Source organism: Synechococcus sp. Cu2B8-bc1011 (genome assembly GCF_047302735.1).
GTDB lineage: Bacteria > Cyanobacteriota > Cyanobacteriia > PCC-6307 > Cyanobiaceae > Synechococcus_C.
Genome location: NZ_CP138915.1, coordinates 69,063 through 86,569, shown reverse-complemented (window position 1 = coordinate 86,569; position 17,507 = coordinate 69,063). Strand labels below are relative to the sequence as shown.

General features: G+C 51.5%; 19 protein-coding genes and 1 pseudogene. 14 read left to right on the top strand and 6 right to left on the bottom strand.

Annotated elements, in window-relative coordinates:
* Positions 1–7: 7 nt before the first annotated feature.
* The 3 genes from SIC18_RS00455 to SIC18_RS00445 form a co-directional block, all read right to left on the bottom strand.
* Positions 8–1,417 (bottom strand): cytochrome P450, encoded by a 1,410-nt coding sequence (locus tag SIC18_RS00455; protein ID WP_413429889.1) that lies wholly within the window; start codon positions 1,415–1,417, stop codon positions 8–10.
* Positions 1,418–1,862: 445 nt separating this feature from the next.
* Positions 1,863–2,063 (bottom strand): hypothetical protein, encoded by a 201-nt coding sequence (locus SIC18_RS00450; RefSeq protein WP_250394934.1) that lies wholly within the window; start codon positions 2,061–2,063, stop codon positions 1,863–1,865.
* Positions 2,064–2,238: 175 nt separating this feature from the next.
* Positions 2,239–2,379, bottom strand: coding sequence for a hypothetical protein (locus SIC18_RS00445; RefSeq protein WP_245407134.1), 141 nt, complete (start codon positions 2,377–2,379; stop codon positions 2,239–2,241).
* A 493-nt stretch (positions 2,380–2,872) separates the two neighbouring features.
* On the opposite strand from SIC18_RS00445, the gene SIC18_RS00440 reads away from it, so the two are divergent.
* From SIC18_RS00440 to SIC18_RS00415, 6 genes and pseudogenes are all read left to right on the top strand, one after another.
* Positions 2,873–3,328 carry an ester cyclase gene (locus tag SIC18_RS00440; protein WP_250394935.1) on the top strand — a complete coding sequence of 152 codons (456 nt, stop codon included), beginning with the start codon at positions 2,873–2,875 and terminating at the stop codon, positions 3,326–3,328.
* A 90-nt stretch (positions 3,329–3,418) separates the two neighbouring features.
* Positions 3,419–3,856 carry a hypothetical protein gene (locus SIC18_RS00435; RefSeq protein ID WP_250394936.1) on the top strand — a complete coding sequence of 146 codons (438 nt, stop codon included), beginning with the start codon at positions 3,419–3,421 and terminating at the stop codon, positions 3,854–3,856.
* 578 nt (positions 3,857–4,434) lie between these two features.
* Positions 4,435–4,590, top strand: a pseudogene (locus SIC18_RS00430) (glycine zipper 2TM domain-containing protein); the annotation flags it as partial.
* A gap of 823 nt (positions 4,591–5,413) precedes the next feature.
* Positions 5,414–5,764, top strand: coding sequence for a hypothetical protein (locus tag SIC18_RS00425; RefSeq protein WP_250394937.1), 351 nt, complete (start codon positions 5,414–5,416; stop codon positions 5,762–5,764).
* A gap of 484 nt (positions 5,765–6,248) precedes the next feature.
* Positions 6,249–6,491 carry a hypothetical protein gene (locus SIC18_RS00420; protein ID WP_048347217.1) on the top strand — a complete coding sequence of 81 codons (243 nt, stop codon included), beginning with the start codon at positions 6,249–6,251 and terminating at the stop codon, positions 6,489–6,491.
* An 89-nt stretch (positions 6,492–6,580) separates the two neighbouring features.
* Positions 6,581–6,844 (top strand): sulfiredoxin, encoded by a 264-nt coding sequence (locus SIC18_RS00415; RefSeq protein WP_048347216.1) that lies wholly within the window; start codon positions 6,581–6,583, stop codon positions 6,842–6,844.
* 61 nt (positions 6,845–6,905) lie between these two features.
* Here the strand turns inward: SIC18_RS00415 and SIC18_RS00410 are convergent, their stop codons facing one another.
* Positions 6,906–7,298 carry a hypothetical protein gene (locus SIC18_RS00410; protein ID WP_250394938.1) on the bottom strand — a complete coding sequence of 131 codons (393 nt, stop codon included), beginning with the start codon at positions 7,296–7,298 and terminating at the stop codon, positions 6,906–6,908.
* Between the two features lie 307 nt (positions 7,299–7,605).
* On the opposite strand from SIC18_RS00410, the gene SIC18_RS00405 reads away from it, so the two are divergent.
* The 4 genes from SIC18_RS00405 to SIC18_RS00390 all read left to right on the top strand — a co-directional run bounded on the left by SIC18_RS00405 (position 7,606) and on the right by SIC18_RS00390 (position 9,887).
* Entirely contained in the window at positions 7,606–7,752 is a 147-nt protein-coding gene (locus tag SIC18_RS00405; protein WP_413429888.1) for a hypothetical protein, read from the top strand.
* Positions 7,753–8,529: 777 nt separating this feature from the next.
* Entirely contained in the window at positions 8,530–9,018 is a 489-nt protein-coding gene (locus tag SIC18_RS00400) for a L,D-transpeptidase (protein WP_413429887.1), read from the top strand.
* Positions 9,019–9,154: 136 nt separating this feature from the next.
* A complete protein-coding gene (locus tag SIC18_RS00395) occupies positions 9,155–9,427 on the top strand; it encodes a DUF1651 domain-containing protein (RefSeq protein ID WP_048347214.1) in 273 nt (90 codons plus the stop codon).
* 277 nt (positions 9,428–9,704) lie between these two features.
* A complete protein-coding gene (locus SIC18_RS00390; protein ID WP_071841234.1) occupies positions 9,705–9,887 on the top strand; it encodes a hypothetical protein in 183 nt (60 codons plus the stop codon).
* 545 nt (positions 9,888–10,432) lie between these two features.
* Here SIC18_RS00390 and SIC18_RS00385 read toward each other — a convergent pair.
* Positions 10,433–12,079, bottom strand: coding sequence for a SulP family inorganic anion transporter (locus SIC18_RS00385; protein ID WP_413429886.1), 1,647 nt, complete (start codon positions 12,077–12,079; stop codon positions 10,433–10,435).
* Positions 12,080–12,082: 3 nt separating this feature from the next.
* The gene (locus SIC18_RS00380) at positions 12,083–12,451 is read right to left on the bottom strand and encodes a hypothetical protein (protein WP_048347212.1); all 369 of its coding nucleotides are present in this window, start codon (positions 12,449–12,451) and stop codon (positions 12,083–12,085) included.
* A gap of 115 nt (positions 12,452–12,566) precedes the next feature.
* Here SIC18_RS00380 and SIC18_RS00375 point away from each other — a divergent pair, with 115 nt between their 5' ends.
* The 4 genes from SIC18_RS00375 (at position 12,567) to SIC18_RS00360 (ending at position 17,501) form a co-directional block, all read left to right on the top strand.
* Positions 12,567–13,547, top strand: coding sequence for a DnaJ C-terminal domain-containing protein (locus SIC18_RS00375; RefSeq protein WP_048347211.1), 981 nt, complete (start codon positions 12,567–12,569; stop codon positions 13,545–13,547).
* Between the two features lie 43 nt (positions 13,548–13,590).
* Positions 13,591–14,592, top strand: coding sequence for a porphobilinogen synthase (gene hemB / locus SIC18_RS00370; RefSeq protein WP_413429885.1), 1,002 nt, complete (start codon positions 13,591–13,593; stop codon positions 14,590–14,592).
* A 90-nt stretch (positions 14,593–14,682) separates the two neighbouring features.
* On the top strand, positions 14,683–15,084 hold the full coding sequence (locus SIC18_RS00365; RefSeq protein ID WP_048347209.1) for a VOC family protein: 402 nt from the start codon (positions 14,683–14,685) through the stop codon (positions 15,082–15,084).
* Complete coding sequence (locus SIC18_RS00360; protein ID WP_413429884.1) at positions 15,084–17,501, top strand: endonuclease MutS2; 2,418 nt, start codon at positions 15,084–15,086, stop codon at positions 17,499–17,501. The genes SIC18_RS00365 and SIC18_RS00360 overlap by 1 nt, the downstream gene beginning before the upstream one ends.
* The last annotated feature ends 6 nt before the right edge of the window (positions 17,502–17,507 follow it).

The window sequence follows — 17,507 nt, the reverse complement described above, 5'->3', positions numbered from 1 at the left end:
AAGGACATCATGACAAGATCTCTAACCTCACCGGAATCGAAGGTCCAAGTGTGAAGCCGCGCCGACGTGGTTTGTTCTCACGATTACTGTTGGGAGTCAGTTTGAATTGATTATTACGGAGTAATTCGGCTAAAATTAATTTCATTTCATAGAGAGCGAGAGCTGCGCCAATGCAGCGTCTAGAGCCTCCGCCGAAAGCAAGAAATTCATGCAGACCGTAGGTCCGACCCATGAAACGTTCGGGAATAAATTGTGTCGGTTTGGGGTAAAGATCAGGTCGTTCATGGACGGCCTGAATACAAGCCAACACCACATCACCCGTATGGAATGCATACCCTCCCAATGTGATGGGGGCTTCGATGCGACGAGGGAACGTCAGCATCGCGACCGGATGGATGCGCAGTACTTCATTCACGACTGCTGATAGGTAAGGGAGTCTTGTAATCGCTTCGGGATCGGAGTGATCCCGTAACCCATTGAGTTCATCCATCAACCGCTCTAGGACCAACGGATTCCGATGGATCCAGTAGAGAGCCCAAGTGAGAGCTGTAGCAGTTGTTTCGTGACCTGCAAACAAAAGCGTCAGCAATTCATCGTGTAATTCATCGTCACTGAGCCCCTGGCCTTCATCATCTTTGCAGGACAGCAATAGGCTGAGAATGTCGGGTGAAAGGTTCTCAGCACTATCCCGTTCGACGGCTTTCCGTCGTGAGGCAATCTGTGCGAGCAACAGCTGCCTGATGGTGGCATCTGCTGCTTTGATTCGTCTTCCTGGGCTCCATCTTCCTAGATCCTTGCGCAGAAAAGGGAAGAACAACAGGAGAGACCCAAGTGGACTGGAACGGATGCTGATGCTCGAGGCAAGTGACCGTTCAATTCGTCGGAAAGCATCCCCTTCATGCAGCCCAAAAACGGCGGTGAGAATCACCCGCATGGTGATGCCCTGCATTTGTTCGCGTGCGTCAAAGACATCGCCAACATTTCGGTCCATCAGGGCTTTCTTGGCTAAGGCGGAAATCAACTGTCCATAGGCCTTCAGACGCTCTCCATGAAATGGAGGAGTAAGCAACTTCCTTCGCTCACGATGCGTAGCTGGTGCGAGCAAAATGATGGAGTGTTTGCCTAAAACCTGAGACAGCAATCCGTTCAATTCACCTGGTGCACTGATACAGCGACCACCATCTTCGTTAATCAGCTCCTTAATCACAGATGGATCGCTGATGAGCACCTGCTGGGGAGGCAGAGTGGGAGACATTTTCACGCGAACGACACCAGAGTTGCGGAGAAAGCAGCGTCGGTAGTAGGCAATTGGTCTGAGAATTGCCTCCAGCATTTGCCAATGAGGAGCGATTGGCAATGTCGGAATGGCCATTCCCTGGGCGTTTTGAAAATCGCCTTCAATCAATGATTGACTCATTAAATCAAATGTGGATGGGTTCCCGATGGAGCCTGTCCTGGGTACAATTCCTAGCTTTTGTTAAATATTTCATTGGACAGTAGGCTACTACGCAAAGCATAACAATTATCCATGCGGCCTACAAGATAGCTTTGTGTTTTAAGTAAGTGCACCATCGATAATCGGGAAAGTCTTCAATTGGGAGCAACTAGAGGTATTGAATTTTCTCTCATGTCAGATGACACTTTCCTTCTCTCGTCGCCTCTGGAATGGTTCATCCCCTTGAGAGAATTGGGTGCAGAGTTGAAAAAGAATTCAACTGCAGCGCGTAGCTATGGCTTTGCTTGCTACCAGGCTCTGAAGCTTTCGTTGCGGGTGTGACAGGTTTTGCGGCGATGTCCGCGTTTGAGAGATTCGTTCTTCTCGGTATTCCTGGTTTGCTTGAACCAGCTGTTGAGAGGTCGATCTAAGGGTTCGCCTTCTTGTAATTCTCTATAGCTATTGCAATGCAATCTTCATCAGATTCTGTTTCTTGATCATCATCAGCAACGTTTTCGAGGCAATTCTCAGTGATGTCACTCATGACATTGTCAGGCACCCCAGGGACAGCCATAACAGCTATGGGTGCTGCACAAGCAATGATGAGTGTGGTGAGTGTGGTTTTCATAGGATTTGAAGAACACTGTCAACGTCTAGCTACTCACAACGCATTTGGGAAGCAGCGGTAAGTGACATCTCTCCACAGCAAAAAGGCCAAACTCAGTTAACAGTCTGATCGTTCTAAACTTAATGTTTTCCTTCATTGTAATTGTATCGCCTATGGGTGACAGCAATTTTGTTTTTTAGCAGCCGTCCTCGAGTCGTTCACTCCAATACACAACCGCTCCTTGAGCTTCTAGGTCATTCCGCCTGTGGCGGGCCATGGCGATCGGAACGGTTTCCTCAGTGCGTCGGCCAGCCTCAAGCCATCGAATCAAAACCATGGACATGATGAATCCTCTGTCTTTGGTGTGAGCTTTAAGCCACTACCCCTCAACGTTGGCTCCTGCTCAGAGTGGCTCGATGCAAGGTTCGCTGTCTTCAAAAACACAGATACTCGCAAGACCTCAAAAATTCATTGGCTCTTTGGTCTACATGGATGGGTGCTTGCAGCCCTATACAGCATCTTTTATCTGAATCACTTGAAACTCTTGGCAGATTGACCTGAGACGCTAATTGTAATTATTTGGAGTGAATGTATCTGGTATGTTGTAGTTGACCGGCTCATGAATTGCTGCGCATAGTTTAACTGAGGTCATGGCGCAGGCGACATGCTTCGGGTTAGATCACCGCTCTATAAAATTGCTCATGAGATGTGTGCTCTGTTGGCGCTTTCATTGATTTGCGGAACGTCTTTGAGTTCCTATCCTTGATGGAGATGTAAGAAAATCTGTGGAAACTGCTCACACCCATGCTTCTGAGCTTTTTGATGCTCACATGCAGGCAGAGCTGGCCGGCGATTTGGACGCCACCATGGAAACGATGGTTGAGAACCCTCACCTCATCAGTCTTGGGTCAGGCACAGGTGGAGTCGGGCATGAAGGTGTGCGTCAGTTTTATGCGGAACAGCTCATAGGACAGTTCTTTCCACCGGATGCAGAGTTCGTACCAATTTCACGAACAATTGATGGTGAGCGCCTAGTCGATGAAGTCGTCATTATGTTCACCCATACCCGGAAAATCGGACACCTACTGCCTGCAGTGGAACCCACAGGGCGGAAAGTGACGATGGCTGTGGTGGTGATTGTGGGCCTCCAAGACGGAAAGGTGTCCTATGAGCATATTTATTGGGATCAAGCTGGACTGCTTGTTCAACTCGGGCTGTTGAATCCCCAGGGTCTTCCTGTTGATCCAAACGCTCCAAAACGCTTGCTTGAGGTAATGGGTCACTAATCGCAAGAGAACATGATCGATCGATGCTTCAACCGAAGCTGGGAACTCCACTCACCCGAAAGGACGCGAGCTCCGCTGAATCATTGAGGTATGGCAACTTCATACGACCCGCCTGGATGGGTCAAGAGCAGTTCCGATTCGTACAAGCGTTGGCTCAACCGCAAAGCCAACTCATTGATGAAGCGCGACCGCAAGAGAGGGGGGACTTATCGGGTGAAAGAAGCCATGGATGCCATCCATGAAGCGATGCATCGGTCAGACGGAATTGACCCTTATGACGGGCAAGCAATGGATTCAGAGCTGCTTGGTGTCTACGAGAACGCTCGGAGCAAAGAGTTGGATGCTGCTTACAGACGAGAGTTCTACCGGCTCCCAACAGTCGGTCATCGCAATGCTGAGCCGGTCTGTGACTTTCAGATCGTTAGCTGGCAAACCAACGATGCAAAGGGCGACATGAGCGCCGAGGACTATCTCGCTCACTGCTTGGCTGTGGTGAAACATCACTCTCTTCAAGCGGTGGCTGATTAAACCTTCTTTGGAATGAGAGCAGTCATATCTTGCTGCATCAAGAAGAGATTGAGTTGCCTACGCGTCGGTCAATTTCGGCAGTCTCCAGTGGAGCTTGCAAATAAGCCTTGACCAAAAGAATCCTCACGTTGTTTCTGCTGCTGGTTTCTTCAGCAACACCTGCGATGGCACACCATCGTCATCAGTGGGAGCCCTATTACACCCACCACAACAGGGTGGATAAGAAGAGAGCTTCTCGACCCAATTCAACAAGAGTCGTTAGGACTTACAGGAGACCTTTCAAGGAAGAGGTCGTCACGAGCTACAGGCGTCCTGGCGAAAGAAGAGTCGTTAGGACTTACAGGAGACCTTTCAAGGAAGAGATCGTCACGAGCTACAGGCGTCCTGGCGAGAGAAGAGTCGTTAGGACTTATAGAAGACCTTACGAGAGAGAAGTGGTCAGCCGCTACAGACGACCTGGCGAGAGAAGGGTCGTCAGGACTTACGAGCAACCCTTTGAGAGAGAGATTGTGACGGACTACAGGACACCAATCAGAAGGCGCCAATGGTCAGAACCAAAAACGTCAACGATGAGCAAGGTTGATACCAATAGTTGTGTTGAGGGAAGCGTTTTGGGCGGCTTAATCGGTGCTGGCCTCGGAGCGGTCTTATCAAGAGGAGAGGGACGCTGGGTTGGAGTACCTCTTGGTGGAGCTGCAGGCGCACTGGTGGGATGCCAAGTCGATGGAGGCTGAATCGTCACCGCGGGACTAGCTCCAAAGTTGGAGTGAGCTAAGGCATCAACAAAGAAGGCGATCGAGCCTTCTTTGCTCATAGTCTGAGGAGACTGTTCGTCGGTCAATGAACTGATACGAGGGCGCCTGTTTGACGAGATCCCTCAGGCATGATTTGCTCATGAGGAGGGTCTCTTAACGGAGTAAAAACGAGGCAACATGCTCTGGGAGACGTTGATCAATCCTCACCTTTGGTGAGGATTTCTTTTGTCTGCTGAGCAAGAGATGATGTTTTGTAGGGGGGAATTTATTGACAACTCGTTTTAACGCTCTAACACCTTCACTTGCAGAAGTTGCCGGGGCTAAATTGAGAATGGGTCTGAGATTAGAACTTTCCTAGTTCACGTTGGATCTGAGTCCTGGATCTAACCGGTACAGAAGACTGTGGAGGGGTTGGTGTTTCCGCTGATGCTGCTTCTTGATCGCAGTTACAACGTGGCTCTTTAATAGCAAGAAAAATGACAGCTAATGCCATTAGTGCCACTGCAATGGAATTTATAGGAGCTTTGTTATTGTTCGTCATTGAATCTAGACGTCTTGATGTACCTATAGCCAGTTGAGTTGTTTGTGGCGGTACAGATGGATGCGTTCATCTTTATTTGTGATCTTTGCGTATATCATCCTCCGAACGGCTGGGGGCTTGAATGCCACTCCCTGATCATTTGTCAGCATATAGCAACATTTCGGTGCTCGTCTTGGTTGGTTGCAAAATCTGGTTTGACGCAAGAGCGGCTAGATAGACGCCTGGTTTCGCTTATGCTCCGACTGTGTTGTTGTTTTAAAAATGCTGGCGCGGAAGCTACAACTGGTAAATAGAAAAATTGCCTTGCTGATCACTGACAAGGTGGGGACAATGGGTTGTGCCTATTTGTTTGTCGTCTTGGCATTGATCTCATTCCCTGAGGCGGTTATGAGTCATGACCCACTTAAAATTGTTTCCTGGATTGCTCAAACATTCTTGCAGCTTGTTTTGCTTCCAATAATTATTGTTGGTCAAAATATACAAGGGAAAGTAGCTGTCCAACAGGCTGATACTGACAGGGAAACCCTGTCTGCGATCCGTGAGATGGCTACTGAGATTAGGGATTTAGGGCGGCAGCACAATCGCATTTTGGCAGACCTGGAGGGTAGATAGTGCTTGGCTTCTTCCCTTTAAAAGTATGCGAGTCTCCTTCGTGATTCGTTCTAAGAGTGTTAGCTGTTCATATAGAAAAGAGTTTCTATGATGCTTATGAATGCAATGCCGTTTGCGCTGCAGCAACCTCCCCTATAAACCTGAGGTTGTTGATTCAGGGCATTGCTTGTAATAAGCAGGGCAGACGCAGTTAGATTTTCAAAAACCTTCAAGACCATAATGCTTCAGGCACAACAGCAGTCATCGCTTTTTGTCTCGTTAAGCCTAACGCTCTTGGTGTAATCGATCGAGATGTTCCATCAGCAGCTCATGGAAAAGGGGTGAGGCGAGGTTGAGAACTCGTGCTGATCTGTGATGCTTTTCACCACCATTTTGAATGACTTGCCAATCGGATCGGTGAATGTATTTGATTTAAAGAAGCGTCTCGATCCGCTTGCCGTTTCCTTCCCCTTGGGTCAGAAAGGAGTCAGTTCAGGAGCAGAGTATGTCTTCCGCTCGCAACCGCTCGCAGTCAGTCGAAAGTCCTCAGGTCACTCAGCGAATTCTTCAGCATGACCTGGAAGGGGTTGGGGAAGCCATGACGGCCTTCGATGGGTTTAAATCCGCAGGGCCAGTGCTGGACTCCATCGTCTTACAACGACCCAGTGATCCTCAGCAGCGCAGTTTTGTTCAGCAGTTGCTCCACAAAGCCCGTAATCTGTTTGTATTGGCTCGATCTTGGCGTTGATGGCCCTCCCAGATGGCAACTTTAGTCTCATGGCTGGGTTTCTTTCCTTGTGCGTAATGGATAACTTCATCGCAACAAAGGGCTGAACTATGAAAAAACGAGTCACTGTGCCGATTGAGTCTATTAATCGCCCTCATGAGAGCGTGATCGATGAAGACAAAGTGGATGAACTAATGAGAAGCATTAGCGAGATTGGGCTTCAAGAGCCTGTCGACCTTATCGAGTTTGAGGGCAAGTACTATGGATTTAATGGCTGCCATCGATACACAGCACATAAGCGTCTTGGCCGGAAAACGATTGAGGCCAATATCCGTCAGGTTGATCGGGCAACATTCCGCCTTCATTTGATGTGATTTAATTGCATCACGCGATGTTGTGCCCATATTGAATTAAGACATTGCCCTGAATTGGTTTTTACTTTCCTTCTCTGCATCTCTGGCATTGTGAGATGTTGTTTTTATGGCCATCGGGAAGTGTGAGGAAATATGGGTCGATATCGAATTCATAACCACAATCACATGCCACGTGGTACCTGAGCTTCTTTGATTTTGTGAGTCTTGTGAGCAGAGTAATCCTCCCATATTTCTGTCCCGATTTAAATCTTTCGAGCTTTTTGTCTCCAAGAGATGCTCGATTAACTCGTGCTTTTAGTAGGGAGTTCCGTACTGAATTTTCGCTGCCTTTGCCGATGACTTTGGCGATTTGAGAATAGGTTCTTCCTTCCTCAACATAGAGGCGTTTGATCTCTTCAAATTCTCTTGGAGTGAAGCCAGACTTTCCTGCCATGAGAGGTGCGCCCTCCTTCATTAGCCAGTATCTCAGGGATCAGCTCACGTTTCACAGATTGTGTGTGCCTGCAGTCCAGAACCTCTCTCGCTTCGCTTTGACCTCATTGGGCTTTGCTTTTGATCCGCCTTGCTCTAACTGATGTTGGCTGTGATGGCCCGGAGCCCTGTGGCGTGACAAAGGATCGGTTGTTACGCCATCGGGCATTCGGTTGATGACTGTTCGATTCGTGTTCAGTCCCCTATAGTTAAGAGACGTTGGTCCCCAGAAGGGGACGCAGTTCGATCTCAAACAAGCAACGGGGTTTGAGGCGCTGTCGGTCGTTCCCATGAACACCCTCCTCCTGATCAAAGAGAAAGAGCTGAAGGCACAACGCCTACAGGATGCTCAGCGTTGTTTTGCTGTCCATTCAGAGGGCATCGATTACACCTCTGCGCACCTTTCTCCCACGAAGCTTGCTTCCATCGGCAGTTAGCTTCGCGTCGATTTCTGAGATCCACCCCGCATTCAGCGGGGTTTTTTTGTCTGATCAATTCAGCCAGCCCTCAGGCGGCATTGCGCCAAAGAAGTTCTGCTTTCCGAAGGCTTTGCATGCAATCTGCCAAAAACGACGGTTTAGCTGAGGAACCCTGTGGTTTGTTGAGTGCAATAGGGTTCTCTGCTTTTTTGGCCGCCTATCTTTTTTTCCCAATTCGCACCATGCGTGGATTCAGGGGGCAGGCCAAGGCGTGGAAAGGGGTATGGATTCCATCATGGATCAGGCTTCCCATTGGATGGGCGTTGGCACTATCGAGCTTCATTGCATGGAAGTATCACCTAATTGTTCTAATGAGCCGAGTATCCCTACGGCGATAGGCATAACTGCCCATTTTTGATTCCTCAACTGCGCTGCAGGTGATGCAGCTTGTATGAGCGTTACGAAGGGCATGATTTGAGTCTTTATTTCAACAAAACTCTGTAGTCATCTTTGGCCAGCTCTGATCCATGGTTGAGGCTGCAGCCTTCTCTTTGGCTGGCTTCAGTCAAACTGCATTTGCTGGCAGTGTTCTGGTCCCTGTGCACTTGGTCGATGATGCAAAAGGTTGACGTCTAGTTCGTTCTTGTTTCAGCAAGCCAGAAAGGAATTGCCAAAGAGCTTGAAGATTCCAAGCGGCTGAGCCTTACATTCTTGCGTTGCAAGCCTTTTGTGGTTTCCTTGGGGCTTCTTTTGACTGTTAATTGATGTAGAGTGCTTTAAAGTTTAATTCATTCGATGTTCAAGCTAAAGCCTCTTGCGAAAGTTGTTTTAGCGGCTTCTTTTGGCTGGGTTTCGTTGACCTGTGTCGCTTGTTTAGCGGCTAAAGCTGAGATTGAGATCGAGGTAAGCCTCAAGGAACGCTACCTTTGGCTTAAAGACTCAGGAGCTGTCGTTAAGAGATATCCAATTGCGATCGGTGCACCCGAATCACCCACAATGCCCGGTGTTTATAGCATTTTGAAAAAAATAAAAGACCCTACCTATTATTCAAAGTCTCATCATAAAGTTTTCCCTGCGGGGCCGAATGACCCCGTTGGCGTTCGATTTATGCCTTACTTCAAGTCGGCAGAAGATGGAAAGGTTTATGCCGTCCATGGCACGGCTTGGCCAAGGTGGGTTCACCTTCGTGCGGCTGCAAGTTTGGGTTGTATCAGAATGCTGAACAGTGACGTCATCGAAGTCTTTGATCAGGTTGAGGTGGGTACTCCTGTTGTGATTCGATGAGGCGTTTTGCTACTCAGTTCGCTTTTGCTTAGCGACTGCTTTCTGTGGCCTAGTTGGGTGCTTCCCGAATCAGTACAAATATCTGTTGTTCATTACTAATCCAGCCGTTTTCGCTTGAGGCTGTCATGATTCGCGTATGCCACGACTACGTCCCGATTCAAAACGCCTGCCTGATATCCCTGGTGGAGAGGGGTGGCTCTCCAATGAGCTTCAACAGCAACTGGTGCATTTTCAGTCTGCTGGCAACTCTGCTGAAGGCGAATTGATCGCGTTGAGGACGTTTCAATGGAAGCCGCCCTATCCTCCAGTTCCTCTTTCGCGTCGTCGGATGCTGCGTCATCAGGCGGTCGACACCTGGGATACCATGCGTGAGGCAGGTTGGCAGCGCTGTTATCCGCCTGTTCGTTAGCAGAAAGTCTGATCTCGGGTTCCGGTGATTCAAGCTTCGGTTCAATGTTGGGATCCACCTGGTTTCTGATAGTTGTATGCGCAGGATTCGTTTCTTGGCTAGGTCATATTTGAAATTACCGTTACCAGAACGAGTCCTCCCCTAACCTCACCGTTTTGGTCAGCAATAGGAGTTAATGGATGTTGCGCCATGAAACGAAATGATGAGCTTCATCAATGCAGACTGTTTTCTTGTCTCAGTTGCTTCATAACTGATGTGAAGCTTGTTGTTTAGTTGAATGGCTCAACGTTCCTCCATTCCTGGCCGTAGCTCTTCTGCGATACGTGCTTCATACGATATTGCCATTACGGGTGGTATTTCCATCACCCTTCTCGGTATTGGGATCACGATCTTTTTGGCATTCGCTGAGGCTTCGTCGAGGCCCTACGGCCACTGGCTTTCCGGTCAAGTTTTCTTTTGATTCTTGTTTCGTGGCAAGTCTCAAAATACTGGTGGTTTTGACCGTTGATTCGTGCAGTATTGAAAGCCACTTGTCTGCTCATGGTTACTACTAGGAAAAGCGCAGGAATAAGTTTGAAATAAAGATGGGATTTGTTTGATGTTGAAGCTCGAGGTGGTAATCAAGGGTGTGGGCGGTTTGGGTATTGATGCCTGCAAGGTATATGTAGTTGAAATATGTAAGCCAACAATAAATATGGCAATCTTTCGAGGATTTCAGATGGATTGAATGGGTTTGATTGTAATTGGTTAGTCGATTGATTAATTGTTTGCTCTTTCGCTAGCTATCGTTGTCTTTATCGATCGTTTTGTTCTTCGAGCTCAGCTTCTCTTGCTCCGAGTACGAGAGCAGCTAGGAATGGGGCAACAGCGAGTGCGGTGAGGATTTCCATGGGACGTTCAATCTTCTTTACACTTTGCCGGCAAACGCTCTTCGCCGCGTGTTGATGGCTACAACTTCAGATTGTTGGGTATAAATACTGCCACCTGCCTGCTGTTTCGATGGGCTTAGTTCGGATTGAGTTGATGAGCGGCATGCGCCAAGGCTTCTTTTCGGCTTCCGGTTAGCTCATGGATTCGGAATTGCTCTAGTCGCGCTTTGACCTTTGCGTTGGCGCCTGCGATCAGAACTTGGCGTTCATGGTGTTCTGCCTCCTCCACCATTCTTTCGATCGCCAACGTGGCCGTAATTCCAAGATGCGGAACGTCTGTCACGTCGAGTAAAAGTATTTTGTATTGCCTGATTTGGTTCATGCGTTCGCTGATTCCTTTCGCTGCCCCAAAACTCAGTGGTCCCTGCAAGCGAAACAGCATGAGTGCATCTCCGCAACGATTGAGGAGATGTTGCTCTTCTTGATCGAGCTGAGAACTGTGTTCTAAATTCATGCTTTCCAGCTGATGCGTTGTAATTGATTCAATGGTCAGAAGGTTGGCAACGAACATGCCAACAAGGACCGCGCCGATGAGATCCCAGAACACGGTCATCAGTAAAACGCCCCACATCACTAGTGCTGTCTTGATGGAGAGACGGTGGGCTCTTAATAGGAATCCCCAGTCGATGATGTCCAGGCCCACTTTGATTAATATTCCGGCTAATAATGCTTCTGGAATGCCCTCGGCAAGCGGCCCAGCGCCCAGGAGCAGTACAAGTAAAAACACTGAATGCGCCATCCCTGAGATGGGAGTTCGGCCTCCTGATTTGATATTGATCACCGTTCGCATCGTTGCTCCAGCTCCTGGGAGTCCGTTGAAAAGACCAGCCACACTGTTGGCAATCCCTTGCCCGATCAGCTCTCTGTTGGAGTGGTGACGACTTTGGCTGATGTTGTCAGCTACAAGTGATGTGAGCAGCGAGTCAATGGCACCAAGCACCGCAAGTACAAGACCAGCGCGTAATAAGACGGGAAAATGCTCTCTGATATTAGGCATGCTGAAATTCAACCCCCCTTCCGGAATGGTTCCGATTCGGGGTATGCCGTCTTGAAATAACAGCATTGAAAGAGGTGTAATAATCACCAAGGCAATGAGTGGCGATGGCACCCAGGTGCTGATTTTCTTGGGTGTTAAAAAAACCACTGCCAATGTCAATGCACCAACCAGTAATGCGGCTGTATTAGGTGTAAATTGACTAAAAACAGTCCCGAGCGAGGTGATAACTCCGCCCTGGCTTTTGATTCCTAATAAGGGTCCTATTTGTAGGCAGAGAATAATCACCCCAATTCCAGACATGAAGCCTGAAACCACGGAATAAGGAACCAGGGTGATGTACCGACCGAGCCGCAGAACTCCCATCAGGATCTGAATGAGCCCGCCAATCAACACGGCTCCCATGACGAGTGGGAGTAGCTCATTGCTCCCAAGTTCCCGAGAAATCCCAACGGCTGCGAGTGTTCCAATCACCCCGGCAACGGTGACGCTCATCGGGCCTGTAGGACCTGAGACTTGTGCAGGTGTCCCTCCAAAGAGAGCGGCCAGAAAGCCCGTAATGATCGCTCCGTATAGCCCGTAAATCGCTCCGCCCGGACCCAGTGCTGCGTTTCCAAACGCAAGGGCTAGGGGTAAGGCCACCACGGCTGCCGTGAGGCCGCCTAGTAAATCGCCTCTCCAGTGTCTCCAGCTGAAGCCGTGCACGAAAGCAAGTCGTTGACGCGCCATGGATTAAGGACGGGCTGGCATGGATGTCCATGCCTTGAGTTGCTCGAGGGTTTGAACTCCTTCGCGTCGCTCGCCGTTTTCAAGAATCCAGGTGGGATAGGCCCGAATCTCGGCTGTTTGACAGGCTGCCGCCTGAATTGGAAGTTCCTTGGGTTTTGCGCATTCCACGTATGGAAGTTTGTTGGCTGCATCGCCAAACAACTTGGTTTGCGTGATGCAGGCAGGACAACGCCAAGATCCGTAGTACATCGCCTTGCTTGTCCTGAGATGGTCAGCCAGTTCTGCCGGATCGGGTGACGCTTCTGCATGAAATGGAAGCGCGAGCGCTGCCAGGGATGCCAATACAGGCAACAGTTTGCTGAGTTCAACCATCGTCTAAATCTAAGAACGGGGAGCCGTTCGGGCATCCCGCCATTGCTCCGGTCCGCATCCACGGACGAAACTGTGCTTCGGATCTGATACGCAGCTTTAAGGGCTGATGAATTCCATGGCCGGCAGTGGCTACCGCGATTACTTCAAAGTGCTGGGTGTGGAACGCAGTGCAGACGCCGACACGGTGAAACGTGCTTTTCGCAAGTTGGCGCGTCAATATCACCCCGATGTGAATCCGGACGATCAGGACGCTGAAGCTCGTTTTAAAGAAGTGAGCGAAGCCTATGAGGTGCTTTCTGATCCTGAGAAACGCCGTCGATACGAACAATTTGGCCAATATTGGAACCAGGCAGGAATGCCTGGCGGTGGCTCAGGCCCCGCAGGAGTTGATGTTGACTTTGGCCGCTACGGCAATTTTGACGACTTCATCAATGACCTCCTGGGCCGTTTTGGTGGTGGGGCTGGAGGTGGCACAGGTCCCGCCGGATACGGCGGAGGTTTCCCCGGCGGTGGCTTCCCTGGAGGCGGCTTCCCCCGAGGTGGATCGAGAGCACCCCTCAATCTTGATGCAGAAGCAGCGGTCAAAGTGACGTTCTCGGAAGCGTTTCGAGGTGGGGAGCGCACCTTGTCTGTGAATGATGAGCGGGTTCAGGTCCGGATCCCTCCTGGCGTGAAAAGTGGTTCGAAGCTTCGGCTTAAGGGCAAGGGAAATGTTCAACCGGGGACTGGTCGTCGCGGTGATCTTTATCTCGTGATTGAGGTTCAAGCGCATCCGATCTGGACTCTGGATGGTGATCAGTTGCGTGCTGAATTGCCTGTTGCTTTCGACGAACTGGCTCTAGGTGGAATGGTCAAGGTCATGACGCCTGATGGTGAAGCTGATGTCACCATTCCCCCTGGCACTGCTCCAGGAAAGAGCCTTCGCCTACGGGGAAAAGGTTGGCCAGGAAAGTCTGGCCGTGGAGATCTGTTGCTCACCCTTGATCTTCAATGGCCGAAGCAGTGGTCAGACAAACAGCGTCAGCTGCTTGAACAGCTACAGAGCAGCCGAGACGGAGACCTTCGTCAACAGTGGATGCAGAACGCCAGCCTTTGAGGCGGGATTTACGATTTCAACATCTCCAGTCAGACCCTTGTTAATGGATATCTCCTATCGCCCCCGCCGTTTGCGTCGCTCTCCGGCCATCAGGGCCATGGTGCGCGAAAACCAATTGCTCCCATCCGATTTTATTTATCCTCTATTTGTGCACGAAGGTGCTGAGGTTGAACCGATCGGTGCCATGCCAGGCGCAAGTCGCTGGAGCCTCGATCGCTTGAGTTCTGAAGTTCAGCGAGCCTGGGATCTGGGCATTCGCTGCGTGGTGCTCTTCCCCAAGGTGGCTGAAGGGCTCAAGACAGAAGACGGTGCTGAGTGCTTCAACGAGAACGGTCTGATCCCGCGTGCGATCCGTCAGTTGAAGCAAGAGATCCCTGAGATGGCGATCATGACCGACGTTGCCCTCGACCCTTACTCCTGTGATGGCCACGACGGGATTGTGAGCCAGGCAGGTGTCGTGCTGAACGACGAAACCATCGAGCAGTTGTGCAAGCAGGCTGTGATGCAGGCGGAGGCCGGGGCTGATCTGATTGGACCTAGCGACATGATGGATGGTCGCGTTGGCGCCATACGTGAAGCGCTTGATGACGCCGGTTTCGAGCACGTCGGCATCATCAGCTACACCGCAAAGTATTCCTCCGCTTATTACGGCCCGTTTCGCGAGGCGCTGGATTCCGCTCCTCGCGCGACGACTGAGAAGGTGATCCCTAAGAACAAAGACACCTATCAAATGGACCCGGCCAATGCTCGCGAGGCCATCACGGAGGCCCAGCTTGATGAGCAAGAAGGTGCCGACATCATGATGGTGAAGCCAGGTTTGGCTTATCTGGACATCATCTGCCGCCTGCGGGATGAGTCAGAGCTTCCGATCGCTGCTTACAACGTCAGTGGCGAATACTCCATGGTGAAAGCGGCCGCAGAACGGGGATGGATTGATGAACGTGCCGTGGTTCTCGAGACTTTGCTGAGCTTCAAGCGGGCGGGTGCCGATTTAATCCTCACGTATCACGCTTGTGATGCCGCCGAGTGGCTACGGACGCGTTGAAGACGACTAGGCCATAGACGGTCTCGGTCGTGGAGTCGCTCACAGATGGCGATTGACAGACCAGAATGACCGTCTTCTTTCGCAGCCTCTATGCCAGCGGTACAGCGCCTTGGCCACGTCGCCATCCGTGTGCAGGACATGTCACGTGCGATCGCTTTTTATTGTGATCTCGGCATGCGCTTGGTCTGGAAGGCGGATGACTGGTGCTATCTCGAGGCGGGAGAGGGCCGAGATGGGTTAGCTCTTCTGGGACCCAACTACAAAGCAGCTGGGCCGCATTTTGCCTTTCACTTTCGCGATCGCGCTGAGGTTGATGTGGTTCATGACCACCTCAAAGCGTCTGGGGTCAGCGTTGGAGCGGTGCATGACCATAGAGATGGAACAGCCTCCTTTTACTTCCGTGATCCAGATGGGAACTGGCTCGAGATGCTGTATGAACCTCCTGGTGGTATCCCCTCTAACCAGATGGAGGCATCAGCGGGTCTCTCCTGATGACATCCGAACCCCGTGCGACATCGGCATCTCCTTCGATTTCGATTCTGGAAGAGACCCTGGAATTGCTGGAGTGGCCGCGGTTGTGCCAGCACTTTTCAACATTTGCGAGCACCCCACAGGGGCGCCAGCACTGCTTAATGGGGCAGCTGCCAGCTGACCTGGAAACCACGCTGACCTATCAAGCCAGGAGTATGGAGCTCGCCAGTCTGGACGGGCTCCTTGACGGCGGATTGAGTTTTCAAGGGGTGTATGACCTCGAAATGGTCTTGCTCCGCTGTTGCAAAGGCGGAACAGCCTCAGGCGAGGAGTTGTTGTCTGTGGCGCACACACTCGCTGCAGCCCGGCGCCTTCGCCGTCAGATCGATGACCCTGACTTGAGACCTCGCTGTTCAGCTCTGCTGGACAACGTGGCAACGCTTCCGGAGCTCGAGCAGCGTTTGAAATTTGCGCTGGAAGAGGGCGGGCGCGTTGCGAACCGAGCGAGTGAATCGTTGGAAGAGTTGCGTCTCCAATGGCAGCTCGCACGGCAGGAGAGGCGTGATCGTTTACAGGCGGTCGTGCGGCGTTGGGCGACTCTGTTGCAAGACACCGTGATCGCGGAACGCCACGATCGTCCGGTTTTGGCGGTGAAGGCTGGTGCTGCGTCTCAATGTCCGGGCATGGTTCACGACAGTTCTTCGTCTGGAAATACTGTCTTCATTGAGCCGAAGAGTGTGATCGGTCTCGGCAATCATCTGGCGGCTCTCGATGGCCGGATCAGAGACGAGGAGCGCAGGGTTCTAGCGGAGCTCAGTGCTGCCGTCGCAGAGCAAAACGATGTGATCAATCGCTTGATGGCCATGCTGTTGAAGTTAGATCTGGCCTTGGCAAGAGGCCGTTATGGCCAATGGCTCGGTGCCGTACCACCTCGGCTTGAAGCTGAAGCGGATGCATCCTTCCACATTCTGGAGTTGCGCCATCCACTTCTGGTTTGGCAGCAGCGCAAGGAGGGCGGCGCTCCTGTGGTGCCTGTGAGCGTCGAGGTGTCGGAGCAGCTGCGGGTTGTTGCCATCACTGGACCCAACACCGGTGGAAAAACAGTGACCTTGAAAAGCATTGGCTTGGCGGCATTGATGGCCAGAGCCGGTATGTGGATTCCCTGCAACGGCAGTCCCTCACTCCCTTGGTGCGCGCAGGTTCTTGCAGACATCGGCGACGAACAATCGCTTCAGCAGAGTTTGTCCACGTTTAGTGGTCATGTGAAAAGAATCGGCAGCATCCTTCAATCCATTGCCTCTGGACCGTCGCCGGCGTTAGTGCTGCTCGATGAGGTGGGCGCTGGCACAGATCCCAGTGAAGGCACGGCCTTGGCGATTTCTTTGCTGCGCAAATTGGCCGATTGCGCCCGACTCACGATCGCTACAACCCACTTTGGGGAGCTCAAAGCACTCAAGTACAGCGATTCACGCTTTGAAAACGCCTCCGTCTCCTTTGATAGCGACTCCCTGTCGCCGACCTATCAGCTGCTTTGGGGGATTCCAGGACGCAGCAATGCGTTGGCGATTGCGACACGTCTTGGATTTGACAGCGGCGTGATCGAACAAGCCAGGCAACTGCTTAAGCCCAGTGGCGATGGCGATGTCAACGCTGTGATCCGTGGCTTAGAGGAGCAGCGGCAACGCCAACAGGCTGCGGCTGAAGATGCGGCTGCACTCTTGGCTCGGACTGAATTGCTGCATGAGGAGCTCCTTCAGCGGTGGGAGCAGCAACGCAAAAACTCCGCTCAGCAGCAGGAGTTGGGACGTCAGCGTTTGGAGAGCTCGATTCGAGATGGGCAAAAAGAAGTGCGCCATCTGATTCGCAGATTGCGGGATCAGAAGGCCGATGGTGAAACCGCTCGCCGTGCAGGTCAGCGGCTGCGCAAACTGGAATCCAAGCATCGCTCCGCTCCTGAGCGTCGCCTTCATCCGGAATGGCGGCCCTCTGTGGGAGAACGCATTCGCTTGCTTGCCCTCGACAAAGCTGCCGAGGTGCTGGAGGTATCAGACGATGGTCAGCAGCTGAGTGTCCGTTGTGGCGTGATGCGCAGCATGGTGGACCTTCAGTCGGTGGAAAGCTTGGATGGCCGCCGAGCTGCACCCTCTGAAAAGCCTGTGGTTCAGGTGAAAGCGCGGCGAGGAGTGGGTGGCTCCCAGGTGCGTACGGCTCGGAACACGGTGGATGTTCGCGGCCAGAGAGTGCATGAAGCGGAAGCGGCTGTGGAAGAGCTGCTTCGTGGAGCGAATGGTCCGGTTTGGGTCATCCACGGGATCGGAACTGGTCGCCTCAAGCGCGGCTTGCGTCAGTGGCTTGATTCCCTTCCCTATGTGGAACGAGTTGGTGATGCCGATCAGGGAGATGGTGGTCCAGGTTGCAGCGTTGTTTGGGTGCGCTGATCGCTG

Excerpts from the sequence above, each read along its gene's own strand:
- SIC18_RS00455 (WP_413429889.1), bottom strand. The coding sequence starts at position 1,417 with ATGAGTCAATCATTGATTGAAGGCGATTTTCAAAACGCCCAGGGAATG.
- SIC18_RS00450 (WP_250394934.1), bottom strand. The coding sequence starts at position 2,063 with ATGAAAACCACACTCACCACACTCATCATTGCTTGTGCAGCACCCATA.
- SIC18_RS00445 (WP_245407134.1), bottom strand. The coding sequence starts at position 2,379 with ATGGTTTTGATTCGATGGCTTGAGGCTGGCCGACGCACTGAGGAAACC.
- SIC18_RS00440 (WP_250394935.1), top strand. The coding sequence starts at position 2,873 with ATGCAGGCAGAGCTGGCCGGCGATTTGGACGCCACCATGGAAACGATG.
- SIC18_RS00435 (WP_250394936.1), top strand. The coding sequence starts at position 3,419 with ATGGCAACTTCATACGACCCGCCTGGATGGGTCAAGAGCAGTTCCGAT.
- SIC18_RS00425 (WP_250394937.1), top strand. The coding sequence starts at position 5,414 with ATGCTGGCGCGGAAGCTACAACTGGTAAATAGAAAAATTGCCTTGCTG.
- SIC18_RS00420 (WP_048347217.1), top strand. The coding sequence starts at position 6,249 with ATGTCTTCCGCTCGCAACCGCTCGCAGTCAGTCGAAAGTCCTCAGGTC.
- SIC18_RS00415 (WP_048347216.1), top strand. The coding sequence starts at position 6,581 with ATGAAAAAACGAGTCACTGTGCCGATTGAGTCTATTAATCGCCCTCAT.
- SIC18_RS00410 (WP_250394938.1), bottom strand. The coding sequence starts at position 7,298 with ATGAAGGAGGGCGCACCTCTCATGGCAGGAAAGTCTGGCTTCACTCCA.
- SIC18_RS00405 (WP_413429888.1), top strand. The coding sequence starts at position 7,606 with ATGAACACCCTCCTCCTGATCAAAGAGAAAGAGCTGAAGGCACAACGC.
- SIC18_RS00400 (WP_413429887.1), top strand. The coding sequence starts at position 8,530 with ATGTTCAAGCTAAAGCCTCTTGCGAAAGTTGTTTTAGCGGCTTCTTTT.
- SIC18_RS00395 (WP_048347214.1), top strand. The coding sequence starts at position 9,155 with ATGCCACGACTACGTCCCGATTCAAAACGCCTGCCTGATATCCCTGGT.
- SIC18_RS00390 (WP_071841234.1), top strand. The coding sequence starts at position 9,705 with ATGGCTCAACGTTCCTCCATTCCTGGCCGTAGCTCTTCTGCGATACGT.
- SIC18_RS00385 (WP_413429886.1), bottom strand. The coding sequence starts at position 12,079 with ATGGCGCGTCAACGACTTGCTTTCGTGCACGGCTTCAGCTGGAGACAC.
- SIC18_RS00380 (WP_048347212.1), bottom strand. The coding sequence starts at position 12,451 with ATGGTTGAACTCAGCAAACTGTTGCCTGTATTGGCATCCCTGGCAGCG.
- SIC18_RS00375 (WP_048347211.1), top strand. The coding sequence starts at position 12,567 with ATGGCCGGCAGTGGCTACCGCGATTACTTCAAAGTGCTGGGTGTGGAA.
- hemB (WP_413429885.1), top strand. The coding sequence starts at position 13,591 with ATGGATATCTCCTATCGCCCCCGCCGTTTGCGTCGCTCTCCGGCCATC.
- SIC18_RS00365 (WP_048347209.1), top strand. The coding sequence starts at position 14,683 with ATGCCAGCGGTACAGCGCCTTGGCCACGTCGCCATCCGTGTGCAGGAC.
- SIC18_RS00360 (WP_413429884.1), top strand. The coding sequence starts at position 15,084 with ATGACATCCGAACCCCGTGCGACATCGGCATCTCCTTCGATTTCGATT.